Annotated in this window: 20 protein-coding genes, 1 tRNA gene and 1 pseudogene; 10 read left to right on the plus strand and 12 right to left on the minus strand. The window is 65.0% G+C overall.

The features are described 5' to 3' along the window. Positions 1 to 39 precede the first annotated feature (39 nt). Positions 40 to 1,374, plus strand: a complete 1,335-nt coding sequence (gene glmM, locus HSR122_RS11755) for a phosphoglucosamine mutase (RefSeq protein WP_229109996.1) — start codon at positions 40 to 42, stop codon at positions 1,372 to 1,374. An 11-nt stretch (positions 1,375 to 1,385) separates the two neighbouring features. On the opposite strand, the gene HSR122_RS15120 is transcribed toward glmM, so the two are convergent. The 4 genes from HSR122_RS15120 to HSR122_RS11770 all read right to left on the minus strand — a co-directional run bounded on the left by HSR122_RS15120 (position 1,386) and on the right by HSR122_RS11770 (position 3,844). Beyond that, positions 1,386 to 1,544 carry a DUF7563 family protein gene (locus HSR122_RS15120; protein ID WP_418886509.1) on the minus strand — a complete coding sequence of 53 codons (159 nt, stop codon included), beginning with the start codon at positions 1,542 to 1,544 and terminating at the stop codon, positions 1,386 to 1,388. A gap of 97 nt (positions 1,545 to 1,641) precedes the next feature. After that, a complete protein-coding gene (locus HSR122_RS11760) occupies positions 1,642 to 2,220 on the minus strand; it encodes a DUF7090 family protein (RefSeq protein WP_229109997.1) in 579 nt (192 codons plus the stop codon). A 58-nt stretch (positions 2,221 to 2,278) separates the two neighbouring features. After that, positions 2,279 to 3,241: a transcriptional regulator gene (locus HSR122_RS11765; RefSeq protein WP_229109998.1), complete on the minus strand. Its 963-nt coding sequence runs from the start codon at positions 3,239 to 3,241 to the stop codon at positions 2,279 to 2,281. 150 nt (positions 3,242 to 3,391) lie between these two features. Continuing rightward, positions 3,392 to 3,844, minus strand: a complete 453-nt coding sequence (locus tag HSR122_RS11770; RefSeq protein ID WP_229109999.1) for a phosphate-starvation-inducible PsiE family protein — start codon at positions 3,842 to 3,844, stop codon at positions 3,392 to 3,394. Positions 3,845 to 3,949: 105 nt separating this feature from the next. Between HSR122_RS11770 and HSR122_RS11775 the strand changes: the two genes are divergently transcribed. Both HSR122_RS11775 and HSR122_RS11780 read left to right on the plus strand, forming a co-directional pair. Continuing rightward, positions 3,950 to 5,215 (plus strand): tRNA(Ile)(2)-agmatinylcytidine synthase, encoded by a 1,266-nt coding sequence (locus tag HSR122_RS11775; protein WP_229110000.1) that lies wholly within the window; start codon positions 3,950 to 3,952, stop codon positions 5,213 to 5,215. A gap of 131 nt (positions 5,216 to 5,346) precedes the next feature. After that, positions 5,347 to 5,417: transfer RNA gene (locus HSR122_RS11780), tRNA-Gly, on the plus strand. A gap of 79 nt (positions 5,418 to 5,496) precedes the next feature. Here the strand turns inward: HSR122_RS11780 and HSR122_RS11785 are convergent. Then, entirely contained in the window at positions 5,497 to 5,715 is a 219-nt protein-coding gene (locus HSR122_RS11785) for a hypothetical protein (protein ID WP_229110001.1), read from the minus strand. 92 nt (positions 5,716 to 5,807) lie between these two features. Here HSR122_RS11785 and glmU point away from each other — a divergent pair, with 92 nt between their 5' ends. Both glmU and glmS read left to right on the plus strand, forming a co-directional pair. Next, entirely contained in the window at positions 5,808 to 6,998 is a 1,191-nt protein-coding gene (gene glmU / locus HSR122_RS11790; protein WP_229110002.1) for a bifunctional sugar-1-phosphate nucleotidylyltransferase/acetyltransferase, read from the plus strand. Further along, on the plus strand, positions 6,998 to 8,824 hold the full coding sequence (gene glmS / locus HSR122_RS11795; RefSeq protein WP_229110003.1) for a glutamine--fructose-6-phosphate transaminase (isomerizing): 1,827 nt from the start codon (positions 6,998 to 7,000) through the stop codon (positions 8,822 to 8,824). Before glmU ends, glmS begins: the two co-directional genes overlap by 1 nt. A 13-nt stretch (positions 8,825 to 8,837) precedes the next feature. Here the strand turns inward: glmS and HSR122_RS11800 are convergent. Next, a pseudogene (locus HSR122_RS11800) lies at positions 8,838 to 9,002 on the minus strand (aminopeptidase); the annotation flags it as partial. A 302-nt stretch (positions 9,003 to 9,304) separates the two neighbouring features. Here HSR122_RS11800 and HSR122_RS11805 point away from each other — a divergent pair. Next, positions 9,305 to 10,687, plus strand: coding sequence for a hemolysin family protein (locus HSR122_RS11805; RefSeq protein ID WP_229110004.1), 1,383 nt, complete (start codon positions 9,305 to 9,307; stop codon positions 10,685 to 10,687). A 37-nt stretch (positions 10,688 to 10,724) separates the two neighbouring features. Here the strand turns inward: HSR122_RS11805 and HSR122_RS11810 are convergent, their stop codons facing one another. The 3 genes from HSR122_RS11810 to HSR122_RS11820 all read right to left on the minus strand — a co-directional run bounded on the left by HSR122_RS11810 (position 10,725) and on the right by HSR122_RS11820 (position 12,215). Beyond that, positions 10,725 to 11,120, minus strand: coding sequence for a TRAM domain-containing protein (locus HSR122_RS11810; RefSeq protein ID WP_229110005.1), 396 nt, complete (start codon positions 11,118 to 11,120; stop codon positions 10,725 to 10,727). Positions 11,121 to 11,183: 63 nt separating this feature from the next. Next, positions 11,184 to 11,888: a YkgJ family cysteine cluster protein gene (locus HSR122_RS11815; RefSeq protein WP_229110006.1), complete on the minus strand. Its 705-nt coding sequence runs from the start codon at positions 11,886 to 11,888 to the stop codon at positions 11,184 to 11,186. 48 nt (positions 11,889 to 11,936) lie between these two features. Further along, a complete protein-coding gene (locus tag HSR122_RS11820) occupies positions 11,937 to 12,215 on the minus strand; it encodes a helix-turn-helix domain-containing protein (protein WP_229110007.1) in 279 nt (92 codons plus the stop codon). Positions 12,216 to 12,447: 232 nt separating this feature from the next. Between HSR122_RS11820 and HSR122_RS11825 the strand changes: the two genes are divergently transcribed. After that, positions 12,448 to 13,152, plus strand: a complete 705-nt coding sequence (locus HSR122_RS11825) for a class I SAM-dependent methyltransferase (RefSeq protein WP_229110008.1) — start codon at positions 12,448 to 12,450, stop codon at positions 13,150 to 13,152. Positions 13,153 to 13,298: 146 nt separating this feature from the next. On the opposite strand, the gene HSR122_RS11830 is transcribed toward HSR122_RS11825, so the two are convergent. Then, positions 13,299 to 14,564: a Fic family protein gene (locus HSR122_RS11830; RefSeq protein WP_229110009.1), complete on the minus strand. Its 1,266-nt coding sequence runs from the start codon at positions 14,562 to 14,564 to the stop codon at positions 13,299 to 13,301. A 342-nt stretch (positions 14,565 to 14,906) separates the two neighbouring features. Between HSR122_RS11830 and HSR122_RS11835 the strand changes: the two genes are divergently transcribed. The 3 genes from HSR122_RS11835 (at position 14,907) to HSR122_RS11845 (ending at position 17,073) form a co-directional block, all read left to right on the plus strand. After that, positions 14,907 to 16,085, plus strand: coding sequence for a hypothetical protein (locus HSR122_RS11835; protein ID WP_229110010.1), 1,179 nt, complete (start codon positions 14,907 to 14,909; stop codon positions 16,083 to 16,085). Positions 16,086 to 16,156: 71 nt separating this feature from the next. Next, positions 16,157 to 16,594, plus strand: a complete 438-nt coding sequence (locus HSR122_RS11840; RefSeq protein WP_229110011.1) for a TRAM domain-containing protein — start codon at positions 16,157 to 16,159, stop codon at positions 16,592 to 16,594. Positions 16,595 to 16,602: 8 nt separating this feature from the next. Beyond that, positions 16,603 to 17,073 (plus strand): Tfx family DNA-binding protein, encoded by a 471-nt coding sequence (locus HSR122_RS11845; RefSeq protein WP_229110012.1) that lies wholly within the window; start codon positions 16,603 to 16,605, stop codon positions 17,071 to 17,073. Between the two features lie 6 nt (positions 17,074 to 17,079). On the opposite strand, the gene HSR122_RS11850 is transcribed toward HSR122_RS11845, so the two are convergent. Next, a complete protein-coding gene (locus HSR122_RS11850; RefSeq protein ID WP_229110013.1) occupies positions 17,080 to 17,877 on the minus strand; it encodes a hypothetical protein in 798 nt (265 codons plus the stop codon). 6 nt (positions 17,878 to 17,883) lie between these two features. Next, on the minus strand, positions 17,884 to 18,309 hold the full coding sequence (locus HSR122_RS11855; protein WP_229110014.1) for a hypothetical protein: 426 nt from the start codon (positions 18,307 to 18,309) through the stop codon (positions 17,884 to 17,886). Positions 18,310 to 18,467 lie beyond the last annotated feature (158 nt).

Consider the following 18,467-nt stretch of genomic DNA (forward strand, 5'->3'; position numbering starts at 1 on the left):
AAGAGTAGCTTTTTCTCGCTGGCTCGCCGCGCCTCTGGCATGTTCGGAACGAGCGGCGTCCGCGGCCCTGTCGGCGAGACGATCACTGCGGAGCTGGCGCTGTCGGTCGGTCGGGCCCTGGCGCTGGACAGCGAGCGAGTCGTCGTCGGGCGCGACCCGCGCGGGAGCGGGGAACTGCTGGCCGATGCGCTCGCTGCGGGGCTTCGAGAGTCGGGGACGGACGTGATCGACCTCGGCGTGGCCGCGACGCCGACCATCGCCCGTGCGGTCGCGTGGCTGGATGCCGATGCCGGCGTCGCAATTACCGCCAGTCACAACCCCGCCACCGACAACGGGATCAAACTCTGGCAACCCACGGGCCAGGCGTTCGACGACGCCATGCAGGCGACGATCGCCGACCGCGTCGAGGCCGGCGAGACGGACCTTCGCCCGTGGGACGACCTCGGGACGATCGAGACGGCCGACCTGCGACGGCGACACGTCGACGCGATCGCCGACGCCGTCGAGATCGACGATCCGCCGTCGGTCGTGGTGGACCTGGGCAACGGGGCCGGCGCAGTCAGCGTCGAGGCGCTACAGGCGCTTGGCTGTGACGTCCAGACGCTCAACGCCCAGCCCGACGGCTCGTTCCCGGGCCGTCCGAGCGAGCCGACCGCCGAGAACTGCGACGCCCTGACTCGACTCCTCGAGGCGAGTGACGCCGACCTCGGGATCGCACACGACGGCGACGCCGACCGAATGCGGGCGGTGACCGGCGACGGCGAGTTTATCCCTGGCGACGTACTCCTGGCGCTGCTCGCCCGCGAGGCGGCCGAACCAGGCCAGCGCGTCGCCGTCCCCGTCGACACGAGCATCGCCGTCGACGACCATCTGGCCGAGATCGACGTCTCGGTCACCCGAACGCGAGTGGGTGACGTCTACGTCGCCGAGCGAGTCACCGAGTCCGAGGTAGCCTTCGGCGGCGAACCGTCGGGCGCATGGATCTGGCCGGAAGCGACGCTGTGTCCCGACGGGCCGCTGGCGGCCGCGAAACTCGCCGCGCTGGCCGCCGAGCGTCCGCTCGAGGCGCGCGTCGCTGACGTCGATACCTACCCGATCAGACGCGAGAGCATCGAGGTCGCACAGAAGCGGGCAGTGATGGATCGCGTCGAAGCGACCGTCACGGAATCGTACGACGACGTGACGACGCTCGACGGCGTCCGGGTCTCGTTCGACGACGGGTGGTTTCTGATCAGGGCCAGCGGCACGCAGCCGCTCGTCCGGGTGACCGCGGAGGCCCGCGACGCCGAGCAGACCCGGGCGTATCTCTCGAGTGCGACCTCGCTGGTCGGGGATGCCAGAGACGAGACGACAGGCGAAAAGAGCCGCAGGTGATCGGCGAGCGGTTATCCGCGACGCGTCGAGCGGGCTTCGCGAACGTCCGCACCGTCACGGATCTTGTCCTCACATTGCGGGCACACTCTCGGATTTTCGATCCCGTTCGGCGTGAAAACACGCGCGTAGGCTGCCGTTACAAATGAGCCACAGTTCTGGCATTCCGGCATACACCCTCTTGTTGGACTCGTCCACCTTAATTATTGGTGATGTGCCACCGCAAGGCACGGATTGCCGGTTTGTTCTCGATTTCCGCTGCTATTCGGATCAGAATGACGTATAAACAGTACCGTCCTGTGTAAGGTCAATCGTACCGTCGAACAGGTCGCGGTAGCCTTTGAGTACCTCCTCGTCGTGGACTCCCTCGGCGAGGTGGAACAGCCCCACGGCGTCGTATTCGACGAGCAGAGCGAGCAGGTCCTCGACGGCCTCGCGGGCGCTGTCCTCGTCGGCGTAGTAGGCCATCTCGGTGACCGAATCGACCGAGATCCGGCGCTTGCCCTCGGTCTCTTCGAGGAACTGTCGGGTCTTTTCGACGACCTCCTCGAGGTTGTCCGGCGCAGTGACGTACCTGATGTGGTCGGCCTGGCGACGGGTGTAGCCTCGCTCGACCGACAGCGTGTCGAGGATCGTCGCCTTCGATTCGTCGACGGCGTAGTGTTCGAGTTTCTGCTCGACTTCCCGGGCGCTCGTCCGCGTCGAGACGATCAGCATGTGGTCGGTGTCGGTGCCGAGAAACTCCGTGTCGATCCGATCGGTCTCGCCGGTGCTCGGGTGGACGAGCAAAATCCCGGTCCCGCCCGGGATCGTCTCCGGCGCGTTCTCGATCGCCAGCGTGTACTCCATGTGGCTGTGAAAGTGGTGCAAGCAGTCTTAATGCTGTCGGGAACGATCGAACGCGGAACTAGTCGGCCGGCTCTTCCCCGCGTTCGCGGATGAGATCGCGGAGCTCGTCGGCGTCCTCGATCTCCTCCAGCTCCGATTCCTCGATCAGGGCCGTCCCGTCGACTGACGCGCGGGTCGCGCGCTCGACGACGTAGACCGGAGTCGTCCGGGTCACTTTCCCGACCGAGGACATGATCCGGGCGCGCTTCTCGGCGGTCTCGGTAAACTCCGAGTGGCCGGTCAGCATCTGCCGGCGACGGCGTTCGTCCTCGCTGATCGTCTTGAACGGCGCGCGCTCGGTGGGGTGGACGTCGAACCCGACGCGCGTGAGCACGGTGACGATCGGTTCGTCTTCGGGATCGACGTCCGGGTCTTCCGGCGTCGGTTCGTCGTCGCGGACCTCGTCGGCCCCGTCGAGCACCTCGACCGGCGCGGTCAGCGGCGCGTCGAACAGCTCTTCGAGTTTGGCCGCGACATCGACGCTGGCGTCCATGCCGTCCTCGTATTTCGAGACGGTCCGCCGCGAGACCCCGAGTTCCTTGGCGAGTTTGCCGAGGCTCCACTCGCGGTCCTGACGGGCGTCTTCGAGGATCTCGCTGTCGATATTGACGTACAGTCCGCCCGGGGCGGCGTAGATCAGCGGCGGCACGTCTTCGAGGAACAGGTCCATCGCGGTGTCCGGCGAGAGAACGGGGACGCCGTGACGGAAGTAGACCACGCCGGGCTTGAGGTCCTCGTCGCGGGTGCGCAACCCGATGACGAGCGGCGTCGCCTCGAGGTACTCCCCGAGCCGACGCATCTCCGCGCCGGTCCGGCCGTCGAAGGCGTCGATGTTCCCCAGGATCTTCACCAGTACGGTATCCCGCCCGCGCCGGCCGGCGATGTCGAAACTCTTCGGACGGATCGCACACCGGTCGCTGACGAGGAATCCCGCGTCCTCTAACATCGCAATAACGTTCTCGACCAGTGCGGATCTGGACATCTCTTGCTCGACCTAGACGTAAGTAGTTCACCGCATATATGGTTTGCGGCGGGCGTACAAGCGACGTATTGCGGTTTTGGCTATGCGTGCCCCCATGATTGATATAGAAGTGCACCTCGATCGAAACACGGCCGAACGGGCAGGCCGTGATCACTGGCGATCGATGACGAGCAGCACGCCAAGACCGAGCAGGAGCACGGTGTAGGCGACCGCGGCGGCGAGTGCGTCGCCGGTCGTCGGGTACTCGCTGGCCCGGAAGACGATCGCTTTCCGGACCATCGCGATCACGCCGGTGTAGATGACAAGCCGGACGATTTCGGCCGTGTCGCTCTTTCTCGTGTACGCGATCACCGTCTGGTAGACTTCGACGATAATGAGCAACAGCAGTCCCGTGTCGATGAAGCTGATGACGACGCGCGGATCGGTGATCGATCCCGACAGGACGGCCTCGCCGATCTGGAGGATGAGATCGCCGACCCCGATGGCGAACAGGCCGGCGAACACGGCCGCGGCGACCAGTTCGACGTACGTGACGAACTGTTCGGTGACGCGGGCGACGGGGTTGTCGGAACGGATTTCCTCGGGGTCGTCCGCGTCTACCATGTACACGCACCGATTAGGAATGGATCTGTAAATAACTAGGGACGACACGAAATCGGTTGGTGGCACAGCGATCAGTATTAGTGCCACAGTCGAGTACGACCGACCGTGACTGTCGTCGGTCTGGACGATACCGACTCCCGAACGCGGGGAATGTGTACGACGTACGTCGCCGCCCGGCTCGCCGAGCGACTGCGATCGGGCGGCGACGCCGTCGAGCGGACGGTACTCGTTCGGCTGAACCCCGCGATCGAGCACAAGACGCGGGGTAACGCCGCGCTGGCGGTCCATACCGACGCTGACCCGGATCGCGCACTCGAAGCTGTCAATGCGGAGATCGGACTGGCCGAAACCGACGATCCGCGGACCAATCCGGGCGCCGTCGTCGCCGGGACCAATCCGGACGCCGTGCCCGGGGCTGTAGCCGAGTTTGCCCGCGCAGCGATCCGGACGCGTCACGACATCGCGGACGCCCGCGAACTGATCGAGCGCCACGACTTCGCCACGCTGTCGCGCGGGAACGGTCGCGGGCTGATCGGCGCGCTGGCGGTGGTCGGGGCCTGGCGCGCGTTCGGAGAGTGGACCTACGAGTCGATCAGCTACCGCGAGCGCGACCGGTGGGGGACCGAACGCGAGGTCGACCGTGAGTCGGTGTTCGCGGCCGCCGACGACGCCTACCCCGACGCCTGGGACACCGTCGATCGAGTCGAGGGACAGGCTGTCTGTGTCCCGCATACGCCGTGTCCGATCCTCTACGGAATCCGGGGCGACGACCCGAAGGTCGTCGAGTCGGTGGCCGACCGTATCGAGAGCGAACCGGTCGCACGCCGTCGGCTGTTCGTGACCAACCAGGGGACCGATGCCCATCTCGCGCCGGCGACGATCGAAGAAGCGACAGACGGACGCGCCTACTGTGTCGACGGGACGGTCGTCGACGGGCCGGAGACCCGTCCCGGCGGGCACGTGTTCCTGACGATCGGTGACGGCGAACAGCGACTGGAGTGTGCCGCCTTCGAGCCGACCAAGCGTTTCCGCGACCGGGTGCGCGCGCTCAGAACCGGCGACGAACTGACGGTCTGTGGTGAAGTCAGCGACGGGACGCTCAAACTCGAGAAGTTCGCTGTGCGCGATCTCCGCAAGACCGAACTGACGACGCCGGACTGTCCGGAGTGTGGTCGATCGATGGAGAGCGCCGGTCGGGGACAGGGCTATCGGTGTCGAGAATGCGGGACGAGCGCCGACGGGAAAGTCCGGCGGCCGATCGACCGCGATCTTGAGGTCGGGTGGTACGAGGTCCCGCCGGTTGCGAGACGACACATTGCGAAGCCGCTGGTCCGAGGCGGATTCGACGGGCCCGTCCATCCTGAGCGGTGAGCATACGTGCCGACGGCGCGTTTCAGTATCGGGACCGCCAGCCTGCGACCGATTCGGAAGCCTTTTATTCCTCTCGGCGGTTTCTCCAAACGCGAACTGACGAACGCCCGACCGACGGGCAACCGATATGCGCGCTGGTGGTGTAGTGGTATCACAGGACCCTGCCACGGTCCTAACCCGAGTTCAAATCTCGGCCAGCGCACTTCTGTCGCTCGCAAACTCGCGAGCGACGCATGCGGCATCGAGATTTGAGCAGACGAGTCACAGCCGAGACTTCCTAGTCACTCCCCGGGGCGGCTGGGGTCGTTCGGGCCGACGATGTCCAGTGGACGGAGCCACAGCGCCCAGACGAGCAGGACGCCAGCGCCGTAGCCCCCGTACCAGATCACCGTGCCGAGCGTCCCGTAGCCGATCTGGGTCAGCGCGTACTTGGCGAGCCCGGGGACGAGGACGATCGCGACCAGGAGCAACCCACCTGTCACGAGCTGTGATCGGTCCATCGACTTCCGTTCGGACCCGGACGAACTTGTATCTTCGTCACGGTCACCCGACAGTCCGGAATGTTAAGGGGACGCGTCTCTGTTGGACCAGTATGGTCGATACCGCCGTCGTGCTGGCCGCCGGCGAAGGGACGCGGTTGCGGCCGCTCACGCGCAACCGCCCCAAGCCGATGCTGCCCGCTGCGAACCGTCCGATCCTCGAGCACGTACTCGACGCGCTCGTCGATGCGGGAGCGAGACAGATCGTCATCGTCGTCGGGTACAAGCGCGACCGCGTGCAGGATCACTTCGGGCCGACGTATCGTGACGTTCCGATCACCTACGCCCGCCAGGACAAGCAACTCGGGACGGGTCACGCGCTGTTGCAGGCACGCGAACACGTCGAGGGATCGATGCTCGTCGTCAACGGGGACGGTCTCATCGACGCGACGCTCGTTGAGGACGTCTGTGCCGCCTTCGATCGCGGGGACGGCGAGCCGACGCTGGCGGTACTGGAGGGGCCGGACGCCCGCCAGTACGGGGCAGTCACTCTCCAGGGGGAGTTCATTCAGGAGATCATCGAGAAACCGCAGACCGACGAGTACCGGTTGATCAACGCCGGTATCTACGCCTTCGACGACGACATCTTCGAGGCAGTCGACGAGACGCCCCGAACGGACGGCGAACTCGCACTGACGGACACGCTGGCGCGCGAACTCGAACGGCGACGAGTCCGGGGCGTCGAGACCGACGGCCTGTGGGTCGACGCCTCCTATCCGTGGGACCTGCTCGTCGTCGCGTCGGAGACTCTCAGGCACGGACTGGCTGACGAACCCGAACGCGACGATCGCGTCTGGGTCGACGAGACGGCGATCGTCCACGAGGACGCGACGCTCCAGCCGCCGGTCGTGATCGGCCCGGACTGTGAGATCGGTCCCGGTGCCGTCGTCGGCCCCCACAGCGCGCTCGGGCGCAACGTCACGATCGGTGCGAACGCGACAGTCTCGAACACCGTGCTGGACGTGGACACGCGCGTCGAAGTCGGCTCGACGCTGCTGGATACGGTCACCGGCCAGAACGTCCGACTCGGTCCGGGGTCCGTCGTCTCCGGCGGCCCGGCCGACGTCCGGGTCGGCAACGAAATCTTCGAGGACGAGACACTGGGGGCCGTGATCGCGGACCGGGTCAGAGCCGAGGGTAACGTCGGGTTCGCGCCCGGATCACTCGTCGGACCGAACGCCCATCTCGACACCGGCGTGACGGTCGACGGACAGGTTCGCGAGAGCGTGGAGGTGCGTCGCTGATGTGCGGGATCATCGGTGCCGTCGGTCGCGACGACGACACGCTTGACGTGCTCGTCCACGGGCTCTCGAAACTCGAATACCGCGGGTACGACTCCGCAGGCGTGGCGCTGGCCGACGAGTCGGTCGACATCTGCAAGCAGGCCGGCGAGATCGACGAGCTTCGGGCTGCACTGGAGGGGCGATCGATCGGCGGCAGCGTCGGGATCGGGCACACGCGCTGGAGTACGCACGGCCCGCCGACCGACGAGAACGCCCATCCCCATCAGGACTGCTCGGGCGACGTCGCAGTCGTCCACAACGGGATCATCGAGAACTACCAGCAACTCCGCGACGAACTGGTCTCGGCGGGCCACACGTTCCGGTCAGATACGGACACCGAAGTGGTTCCACACCTCGTCGAGGAACAGCTTCGGGGCGGTGCCGACCCCGAGGCCGCGGTCAGAGCGGCCCTCGACCGACTCGAGGGGAGCTACGCCGTCGCGGTCGTGATCGCCGGCGTCGAGCGGATCTTCGCGGCGCGCAACGACTCGCCGCTGGTACTCGGTCTCGACGACGAGGCGGCCGCCTCGGACGGTGGCGAGCAGCGAGGCAGTGCCTACTACCTGGCGAGCGACGTGCCCGCGTTCCGCGACCACACGGACCGGGTCGTCTACCTCGACGACGGCGAGTTCGCGGTGCTCGGGGCCGACGGCTGGCGCGTCACGACGCTCGCGGGCGAACCCGTCGAGAAGCGGGTCGACACCGTCGACTGGGATCCCGAGGAGACGGGCAAGAGCGGCTACGACCACTACATGCTCAAGGAGATTCACGAACAGCCTCGGTCGCTCCGGCAGAGCCTCTCCGAACGGGTCGACGAACTCGGCGGCTCGGTCGACGTCGGCGAGCTTGCGGACCTCAACCCGCGGGGCGTCCAGTTTGTCGCCTGTGGAACCTCCTACCACGCGGCACTGTACGGTGCAGAGCTGTTCCGACAGGCCGGGATCCCCGCACAGGCGTTCAGGGCCAGCGAATTCGCCACCTCGCCGCCGCCGATCGGCGACGCGCTCGTGATCGGCGTCACCCAGAGCGGGGAGACCGCCGACACGCTCTCGGCGCTCCGGGAGGCACAGCGTCGTGGCGCGCGCACGCTGGGCGTGACCAACGTCGTCGGCTCGACCGTGGCCCGGGAGTCCGACCACGTCTTCTACATCCGTGCCGGCCCGGAGATCGGAGTCGCCGCGACCAAGACGTTCGCCTCGCAGCTGGCCTCGCTGAACCTGCTCGCGCTGGGCATGACCAGCACCGACGGCGCTCGCGAGATTATCAGCGCGCTGCGGGACCTCCCGGGTCAGGTACAGGAAGTGCTCGACGCATCGGCCGCCCGCGAAGTCGCCGAGACCTACGTGGAATCGGACGCGTACTTCTTCATCGGGCGCGAGCTGAACTACCCGGTCGCGCTGGAAGGCGCGCTGAAGCTGAAAGAGATCACGTACAAACACGCCGAGGGCTTCGCCGCGGGCGAACTCAAACACGGCCCGCTCGCGCTGGTGACCGACCAGACGCCCGTGTTCGCGATGGTCACCGGTGACGGCGAACTGGCCCAAAAGACCATCGGCAACGTCAAAGAGATCGAAGCCCGCAACGCGCCGGTGGTCGCGGTCACTGACGGCCAGAGCGACGTCGAACGATACGCCGACCACGTCCTGCGAATTCCCGAGACTCATCCGCGGACAGCGGCGGTCCTTTCGAACGTCCAGTTGCAACTCGTCGCCTACCACACGGCGGCACTGCTGAACCGATCGATCGACAAGCCGCGCAACCTGGCAAAGAGCGTCACTGTCGAGTAGGCAGTTCGCCGCGTCACACCTCAAAGACGAACGTCCCGTTTCGCTGGACGGGTTCGCCGTCGACTTCGATCCGGGACGCCTCGCTCATGTCGACGATCATGTCCATGTGAATGGCCGAGTCGTTGCGCTCGCTGTCCTCGCCGACGGTCTCCTCGTAGGCCCGTCCGAGCGCGAGATGGGCCGCGCGGGTCGATGAACACCGGCACGTCGTCGGGGATGGTCATGAAAGGGCGGGCGGGGACGATCCGTGCGAGACCGCCGCGTTTCTTGTGTCTAGGAGACCAACGACGCCGGCGATGACCGAGCCAGTGATGTGTCCCGAGTGTGGATGGACAGGCACCGAGGCCGAGCTCGAACACGCCGACGGCGTCGAACAGTGTCCGGTCTGCGATACGAATATCGAGTTCGTCGAGTGAAATATTCTGGTGAAATCGCTCCGTTATCACGACATACTTTCTTCTTCACGCAATAGGCATGGGTATGTGGTCACCCCTGCTCACAGCGGCATCGGAAGCTACCTTCCTGCAGTACACCGTACCAGTCGTCGGCGTCGAACTGGGACAGACGACAGTCACCGTGATCGGTATCGGTCTGATCCTGCTGCTCCTGATGGGGTCGGGGTTCTTCTCGTCGTCGGAGATCGCGCTGTTCTCCCTGCCGTCCCATCAGATCGACGCGATGGTCGAACAGGGGCTGCTCGGGGCGAATGCGGTCAAAACCCTCAAAGAAGACCCGCACCGCTTGCTCGTGACGATCCTCGTGGGGAACAACATGGTCAACATCACGATGTCCTCGGTCTCGACGACCATCGTCGGCTTCTACTTCGACGCTGGAACCGCGGTCATCGTCTCGTCGCTCGGGATTACGTCGATGGTCCTCGTCTTCGGCGAGACCGCGCCGAAGTCCTACGCCGTCGAGAACACCGAATTGCACGCACGGCGCGTCGCCCGGGGACTGAAGGTCGTCGAGAAAGTACTGTGGCCGCTCATCACCCTGTTCTACCATCTGACGTCGGTCGTGAACAGGATCGTCGGTGGCAGTAGTCCATCCATCGAATCGACGTACGTCAGCCGTGAGGAGATCCGTAATATGATCAAGACGGGCGAACGCGATGGAGTCCTCGACGAGGAGGAACGTCAGATACTCCAGCGGACGCTGCGATTCACCGACGCCACCGCCAAAGAAGTGATGACGCCCCGCCTCGACATGGCCACGGTCGCCAAAGACGCGAGCGTCGAGGAGGCGATCAAAAGCTGTATCCAGTCCGGTCACGCCCGGCTGCCGGTCTACGCGGACTCGCTGGACAACGTGGTCGGCATCTTCGACATTCGCGACCTCGATGCGTCCGACTACGACGACTTCGCGGACCTCGAGGTGGCGGACGTCCTCAACCCGACGCTCCACGTCCCCGAATCCAAGAACGTCGACGACCTCCTCACGGAGATGCGCGAAAACCGGATGCACATGGTCGTCGTCATCGACGAGTTCGGCGCCACCGAGGGCCTCGTCACGCTGGAGGACGTGCTCGAAGAGATCGTCGGCGAGATACTGACCGGTGACGAGGAGCACCCGATCGAGTTCGTCGACGACGATGCCGTCCTGGTGGACGGTTCGGTCAACATCCACGAGGTCAACGAGGCCCTCGACATCGTCCTCCCGGAAGGCGAGGAGTTCGAGACCATCGCGGGCTTCATGTTCAACCGGGTGGGCCGCCTCGTCGAGCAAGGCGAGGAGTTCGACTACGAGAACGTGACGCTGCGGGCCGAAGAGGTGGAGGACACGCGCATCCGGAAAGTCCGGATACTCGTCGACCGCGACACCGTCGAGCCGGAATCACCGACCGACGAAGGCGAACTCGAGTGATCGACCAGGCTACACCAACGGGTGCGAAACCGATCGTTCAGATGTCTTCTTCGATAATCTCGCCGACAGCGAAGTTGGACTTGACTTCCGAGATCTCGACCTTGACGCGGTCGCCGACCTCGGCACCGGGTACGATGATGACGTAGCCGCGCTCGACGCGGGCGATCCCGTCGCCCTGTTTGCCGAGGTCCTCGATCTCGACGTACCGGATCTCTCCGTTCTCGACCGGCGGCTGGGGCTCCGAGGGAGTGCTACCGCTCGCCGACTCGGTTTCCTCGTCGTCTTCGCCGGCGATCAACGCGACGCGGTAGGTCCCGTCCGGGTCGACCGAACCGGTCTCGATCTCGCGACGCGGTACTTCGATCACGTATCGGTCGTCCTCGGCTGATACGTCCGCACTGAACAGACACAGGAGTTTATCTGAGATCTCCAAGGGTAAACCACCGTTCGGGTGATTGGCCCCCTTGATTAAGAAACTGCCGGCAGATACGAACCGTCACTGTCGCGTGTCAGTCGCTCGGTCGCCGGGTTCGTAGGCCGTCCCGTCGATCCGCTTCGGCCCTTCCGAGTCGTAGACGACGACGTCGTCGCTGTCGACCGGGACGTACCGGTCTCTGACGGCGATGGCCTCCTCGAGCTCCCGGATCGCTCGTTCCTTGAGCGTCTCCGCGAGCGCCTCGGCGTCCGCCCGGGGGATGTCGCGTCCGAGCCCCTCACACTCGTGTGCCTGAACCGGTCCGCGACTGTCGACGACGTCGCCCATCGGCTGGTTCGTGCCGCCGAGTGCAACGCTGAACGGGTAGGTCTGACAGATCAGTGGTCGGTCCTCGTGGACGGTGCACGTCCCGGTCCCGTTTTCCTCCCGGTAGAAGGTGCAGTCGCCGCAGTCGTCGGTCTGTAGGGCCCACTCGAACGTTTCGCCCTCGAGGCCGTCCTCGCCGTCGGTCAGGCCGTACGGCATCGGTCGGGCGACGTCCCGGAAGTCGTACGCGCCTGCCTGCAGCCGGCGGATCTCGTCGGGAAACACCGTCGCCGTATGTGGCTCGACCGATTCGGGGTCTGTCCGTTCGCCATCGGGCACTTCCGCCGTACAGCAGCCGCCACAGCGCGTACACTCGAAGCCGATCGACTCGATCGCGTCGGCCAGCACGTCCACGTCGAGCTCCCGCGCGCGGGCCAGTTCGGCCTCGAGACTCTCCATGTCGAAAGCGAGCGCATCGGCGCACAAAAGCATCGCGCTGGACGCCGCCTACCGCTGATCGGAGAGGAAGTACACCTGCTTGCGGGCGTCCCGGAAGCTGTACCGCGAGCCGACGAGGTCGGCCTCGTCGAGGCGGTTCAGCGCGTATCGAACCGTGCGGTCTGGCAACAGCGACTGCTCGGCGAGTTCGCCCTGCGAGAGCGGGCGGCTCCCCTCCAGTACCTTCGCGACGAGCTTCGCGCTCGGCGGGAGCTCCTTGAGTCGGTCGCGGACGGCGCTGTCGGCAAAACTCAGTTCGGGCTGGACCCCTTCGGTAGTCGTACTCATACCCGCCACTCGGCGACCACCGGTGGTAAAACTTGTCTATATGTGTGTGGAAAGAATACTATCTATATAAGGTATATTAGTGTCATGGCCCGGAACGGACGCAGGCTGCTGCGAGGTGGGTCGTCCGGGTGGCCATGGCAGTCGCGGGATCGGCCGCGGCAGAGGGGAGCCGTCGACACGGCAGTCCGTATCAGTATCGTTTTATTCCTACGCCGAGGACAATCCGGATACCGTGAAAGGACAGGAGTGGTACCAGGCCGACGACATCGCCGAGGAGTACGAGGAGAAGCGCTTCTCGCGCGGTGGCCGCCTGATCGACCGGCGGGAGAAACAGGCCGTGCTGGACGCGATCGGACCGGTCGAGGACAGCGAGATCCTGGAGATCGCCTGCGGGACCGGCCGGTTCACCGTCATGCTGGCCGAGCGCGGGGCGGACATCGTCGGACTGGACATCTCGGGGCCGATGTTGAAGCAGGGCCGCAAGAAGGCCCGGGCCGCCGGCGTCGCCGATCACCTGGAGTTCATGCGCGGCGACGCGGGTCGCCTGCCGTTCCCCGACGATCACTTCGACGCCGTCATCGCGATGCGGTTTTTCCACCTCGCCGACACGCCTGCGGCGTTTCTGCGAGAGATGCGCCGTGTCTCGCGTGATGTGGTCTTTTTCGATACGTTCAACCGGTTCTCGACGCGGTCGATCTACAACTGGGCGCTCCCGATGGGATCGCGACTGTACTCGCGGTGGGAAGTCGATCGACTGCTCGAGGAGGTCGGACTGGAACTGGTCGGCGACGAACACGATTTCGTCCTGCCATACGGCTTCTACCGGCAGATCCCCAACAGTACCGCGTCGGCGTTCCGCAAGATCGACACCACGCTGGGCTCGCTGCCGTTCGGCGATCGGCTTGCCTCCGTCTCTTACTGGACGTGTGACGTCTAGGCGCGATCGTCGCCCCGCGTCGGAACGGATCCCTTTTGAGCCGCGGCGCGAAGGACGTCATGTCGTGCTTGTGGCGATAACGAACGGTTTCGCCCACTGAGAGTGAGTACTGTAACGATTTCTGGTGAAAAACTGCGTTTGAGTACCTATCGTTCGGGAAGCTTCCACGCTTGCTCAAGATCGACGAGTTCGTCGGGATCCGGAAGCGTATTCGCGGGTTGCTCGACGATATCCATGATTTCTGCCGCTCGGAACACGCGGTTTTGTTCGTTACCGGTAATCTCTTCGACGACGCCATCGGCTTCGAGTTCGCCTACGGCATTGTTGGCAGTCTGGTAAACGACGCCGATCCGCTCACTCGCCTCTCGGACCGTGAAGTAAGGGTCTTCGAACAGTGCGAGCGACAACCGACGGACTGACTTCGCTGTGTCGGTGTAGCGCCGCTCGTACTCCTGACGCGTGTCTACGAGCAGTCTCGCCCGGACAAATGCCTCTTCGGCCTGCTCACGGATGCCCCGTAAAAAGAACTGTAGCCACTCGTCCCACGCGCCCTCTTCACTGACGGCCAGCAGTCGGTCGGCGTACTCCGTCCGATAGCGTTCGATGTACGAACTCAGATAGAGCATCGGATAGTGAAGCAGTCCACTCGAGACGAGCATGAGGACGACGAGCAGTCGACCGACTCGTCCGTTGCCGTCCTTGAAAGGGTGTATCGTCTCGAATTGGTAGTGTGCGACCGCGATATCGATCAGGGTTGGCCAGTGGGAACCCCGCTGGATGAATCGTTCGAGATCGTCCATCAACCGCGGTACTGAATCCGGCTTCGGCGGGACGAATCGGATCTGTTTCCCGAGAGTCTGGGAGGCTTGCTCCTCGATGACAGCGTACCCCGGACGGAACTCACCTGGGAGTGGGTCTTCGCCTTTCGAACGACCTCTGATCAGTAGTTGTTCGTGGAGGGACGTGACGAGTTCCGTCGTGATACTTTCCCGTTCGACACCTGCGGTCTGGAGGAACGAAATCGCATCGTCGAGCGCTCTGATGTAGTTCCGCGCCTCCCTGACATCGGCCTCGTGATCGCTTTCGACCGTCTGTCGGATCTCCAGTTCGTCCACATCGTAGCGATAGAGATCGGAGACGGTGACGGCAGTGCCCTCGACTTGCGAGGACTGTTCGGCCTCCTTGTACACGAACGAACTGAACACGGCACCGGGGTTGTCGACTTCACTTCCGAGCCCTTCGAGCCGTCCGAGCGCCCACATCGCTCTCGATACCTCATCGATGACGGCATCTGTAAGTTCCAACGACGGCGGAAGCTTGTCCGGGAAATATGCCTTCGGGAGCGGTTCGTCAGCCCGGAGTGGCATGTACTGGCCGGGCGCGTCTGCGGGAAGGTCCGATCCGTCTCTCATTACCAGTCAGTAGTCGACCCTCGATTAAAAAACTCAGCAAAAATATTGAATTGGATGGGAGAGAAACTGCTACAATAGGAGAATTCAATCGAGTAGTATAATTGAATAGCGATCAGCCAATCGCACTGCTTTTGGCTTCGACACGGCAGAAGACTGTGCACTCCAACAAACGAGTTTTTACACGACGACCGTCTTACTCGAAGACGGTGGCGATGACGAGCAGTTACCCCCACCGAGCCCCGTGTGACGACCCCTTCTCACCGAGCCACCTTCGATCTGTCACCGATTCGACGCCGAACGGCGGACAGAGTTATTACCGACTCACCGAAATAGCCGTGGCACATGCCGCGACCGGATCGGAGGACTGTCGCGACGGTCGTCGTGGCCGTGCTCGTGATGACACTCTCGGGAACGCCCTTTCGGCTCCTCGGCGCGGCCGGCGAGTTCGTCGGGGCACAGTGGCACGGGGTGCGCCTCGAAGCGCCCGAGTGGCTGCTTCTCGGGGCGGCCCTCGCGGTCTTTGCCCTCGTATCGCTGTTGCTTCTGGCCGGACTCGTTCGCCTGCTCACCTCGGTCGGTGTCGTCGGCTCCCGGGTCGCGAGCGCGGTCAAGCGGCTCCGACCCGATTCGCCTTCGACGGCGGGGCTGGCGTTCATGATCGCGTCCGTCGCGGTGCTGTTCGTCGGACTCGCGGTCGTGCTGCCGTGGTTCGGCGCGGCACTGACCGAGGACACGGGCATGGCGGGCATCGTCGAGGACATCCGAGAAGGCGAGGTCAACACCGAGATCGAAGACCGCTTCGTGGGAGACACGGTCGAGCGTGGCAACGGGACCGAGAGTCCTCGCGGTCAGTCGCTGGCAGACACAGACGGTGACGGACTCGCGGACGAGTGGGAGCGGGCCGGACGGACGCCGGACGGGGCCCCGCTCCAGGACGCCGACCCCGAACGGCTGGACCTGTACGTCCAACTCGAGTACGGCGACGGGGTCTCGCGACTCAGCGACGCCGAACGGGAGCAACTACGGTCTGTCTGGGCATCCATGCCGATCGAGAACCCCGACGGATCGAGCGGGATCTCGCTTCACATCGTCGATAGCGGCGACCACGGCGGGGACCTCGATCGGTCTGTGTCGATCACCGACGACACCGACGTCGGGCAGTTCTACACGAGAGAGCGGCTGGGCGATCGCTCCTGCACGTACCGGCAGGTCACGCTGGGCACCGCCGGCGAGGAAGGACCGATCGGCTACGCCGAGACGCCCGGCTACGCGTCAGTCGTCGACGGGACCCGATTCGCGGACTACGAGGGGAACGTCTCGCTGCGCGTCGCGACGATCACGCACGTCCTCTTGCACAACGTCGTCGGCGAGATAGAGGGGCGAGCCCACAGCGACGGTGGCTGGCTTGATTACCCCGCGCCGGAGCACGAACGACTTACCGACCCCGTCGCTGAGCGGCTCGAGACCGACGGTTTCGTCGTCTTGTCCGCGGACGCCAAGCGGTGCGGCGAAAAGCCGTAGTCGAAACCGGCACGTAACGGGCGGCGTGAAGCCGCAAGCGTTTACTTCTGTCCCGCGTAACCGCAGATACGATGCCGGACTGTCCACTCGCGGACGACTGCCCCGAATTCACCGAGCGTATCTCCGGGATGGGGTGTCAACACTACGGTGACCGCGGCGGCGCCGAGTGGTGCAACCACTACAACCAGCCGATCGAAGACCTGCAGTCCAAGCCAGTCACCGTCGGCGAAGAGGTCGTCGTCGACGTCGAAGACATCCACGAGAGCGGTGCCGGCGTCGGCCGGACCGACGACGGGTTCATCGTCCTCGTCGACGGTATCCTGCCCGACGCCCGCGCTCGCGTGAAGATCACGAACGTCCATTCGAACCACGCGAAGGCCAGAGAACTCGAGCGGCTGCCGATGGACGACCAGCCCGACTCGGACACAGACGCGGAGAGCGACAGTCCGGAATCCGAACAGGACGAGGGACCGCGACTGGGCAGTCGAGACAACTTCTGGGGGAGCTAGGCCCAACCGTGACCGAGCCCGACGCAGACGCGATCCTCGACCGTGCGGGATTCGACCCCGAAGAGTCGATTCTGACCCGCCGGCAGGCCGAGGTACTGGCGCTGCGCGAGCGGGGGCTCACCCAGTCGGAGATCGCCGACCGGTTCGGGACCTCGCGAGCGAACGTCGCGAGCATCGAATCGAGCGCACGCGAGAACGTCCGCAAGGCCCGGGACACGGTTGCCGTTGCGGAAGCGCTCACCTCGCCCGTTCAGGTTGAGGTCGGAGCCGGAGCCGACCTCTACGACGTCCCCACAGACGTGTTCGACGCCTGTGACGACGCCGATGTCAAGGTCCCGCACACGGCTCCCGAACTGCTCAACACGATCGCGGAGGAGGCCGGCGACGCCGTGGTCGGTCGACAGGTCCGGACAGACTTGCTCGTCTGTGTCGGGGCCGACGGATCGGTTCGGGTCCGGCGTCAGACGACAGACGAGTGAAAACAGCTACAACTCAGCGACGGCCGCCCCGCAGTCTTCACAGGCCAGGACGGGTTGGTCCGGGCTTTCGTGGACGGACCCCGACCCGCCACAGCAGTCCCGGCACGTCGTCTCGCTCACGGGGCCGCCACAGACTGGACAGGTCCGCAGGAAGGTTCGAAGGGGCTGGGTGGCGAGCGGCCGCGTTTCTGCGGGCAAGTCCCACTCCGCGAGCGTCTCGACCGCGGCGGTTTCGGCGATCGCGACGCTGGGACGCAGCCAGACGTCCCGACCGCCGGCCAGGAGCACGTGGTCGTTGTGGAGTTGCGCTTCGATATCCGCCGGAGACGCGGCTTCGATCCGGTCGAGAAACGCCGACTCGTCGGCGCTCCGCAACGTCGCCATGCGATCGGTCCAGGCCTCACGGAAGGCGTCGTTCAGGAACAGCTGTTCGCCGTCGTCCTCGACGACGCCCGCGACGACGAGCGATTCGAGGACCGCCTGCGGATCCGCCTCCGCAGCGTCGTCGCCCGCGTCGGAAAGCGTGTCGGTTTCGCGCAGCGGATCAGTGTGTCCGAAATCGAACGGGAGCGGTTCGACGAGACGCGGAGCGAACCGCGGCGTTCCGGGTACGACATAGCCACGGAGCGCGAGCGCGACGAGCCCGACGGCGACGACGACGGCGGCCGCGAGTGCGCTCCAGACCGCGACCGCAACTCCGGCCACGGCGATGATGCCGAGATTAACGACGGTACACGGTCGACAGCGGTTCTCGCCGGTGTACTCGGGCTGCCGTAGTCTATCGAGAAGCGTGAATTCACTCATATGTAATCACAGCCGTTGTGCGGGTTTATTTACTGGTTCGCCGTGCACGGCGTGGTAGACGGTGGGAAACGCCGCCAGACCGACGACCTGAACGACGCCGCCAAGGGGCGTGAGCAGGAGCATGTCGGTAGCGTTGGCCACGTAACCGACGCCCATCGACGCGAGGAAGAACACCACGCTGAAATACGCCACGCGCAGCGGTGCTGAGAACAACTCCGAGCGCCGCGGCCACTCGCCGACCGACGGTGAGCCCTCTCTGAACGCCCCGAGAGCGACGCTCCCCGCGGCGATCGCGGTCAACCCGGCCAGCGGGACCGCGTCGGGATACAGCGCCTGGGCGAAGACGACGACGGCGAAGCTCGGCGTCGAGAGGACTGAAAGCTCCGCGCCGCCGAAAAAAGTTCGTTCGAGCCACTCGCGAGTACCTGCCATGCTACCACGCGCTCCACGGAGCGCGTACGACTGCTGTCTCTGTCACGGTTGCCAGCCCCTTGACGAGCCAGTGGTTTAACTCTTGCAGGGTCGGCCCAGACAGCGCGTGCCCGTCCCGCGCGACGCGTCACGCCACACGAAATTATATGGTATTGGAT

This window comes from Halapricum desulfuricans (assembly GCF_017094525.1).
Taxonomy (GTDB): Archaea; Halobacteriota; Halobacteria; order Halobacteriales; family Haloarculaceae; genus Halapricum; species Halapricum desulfuricans.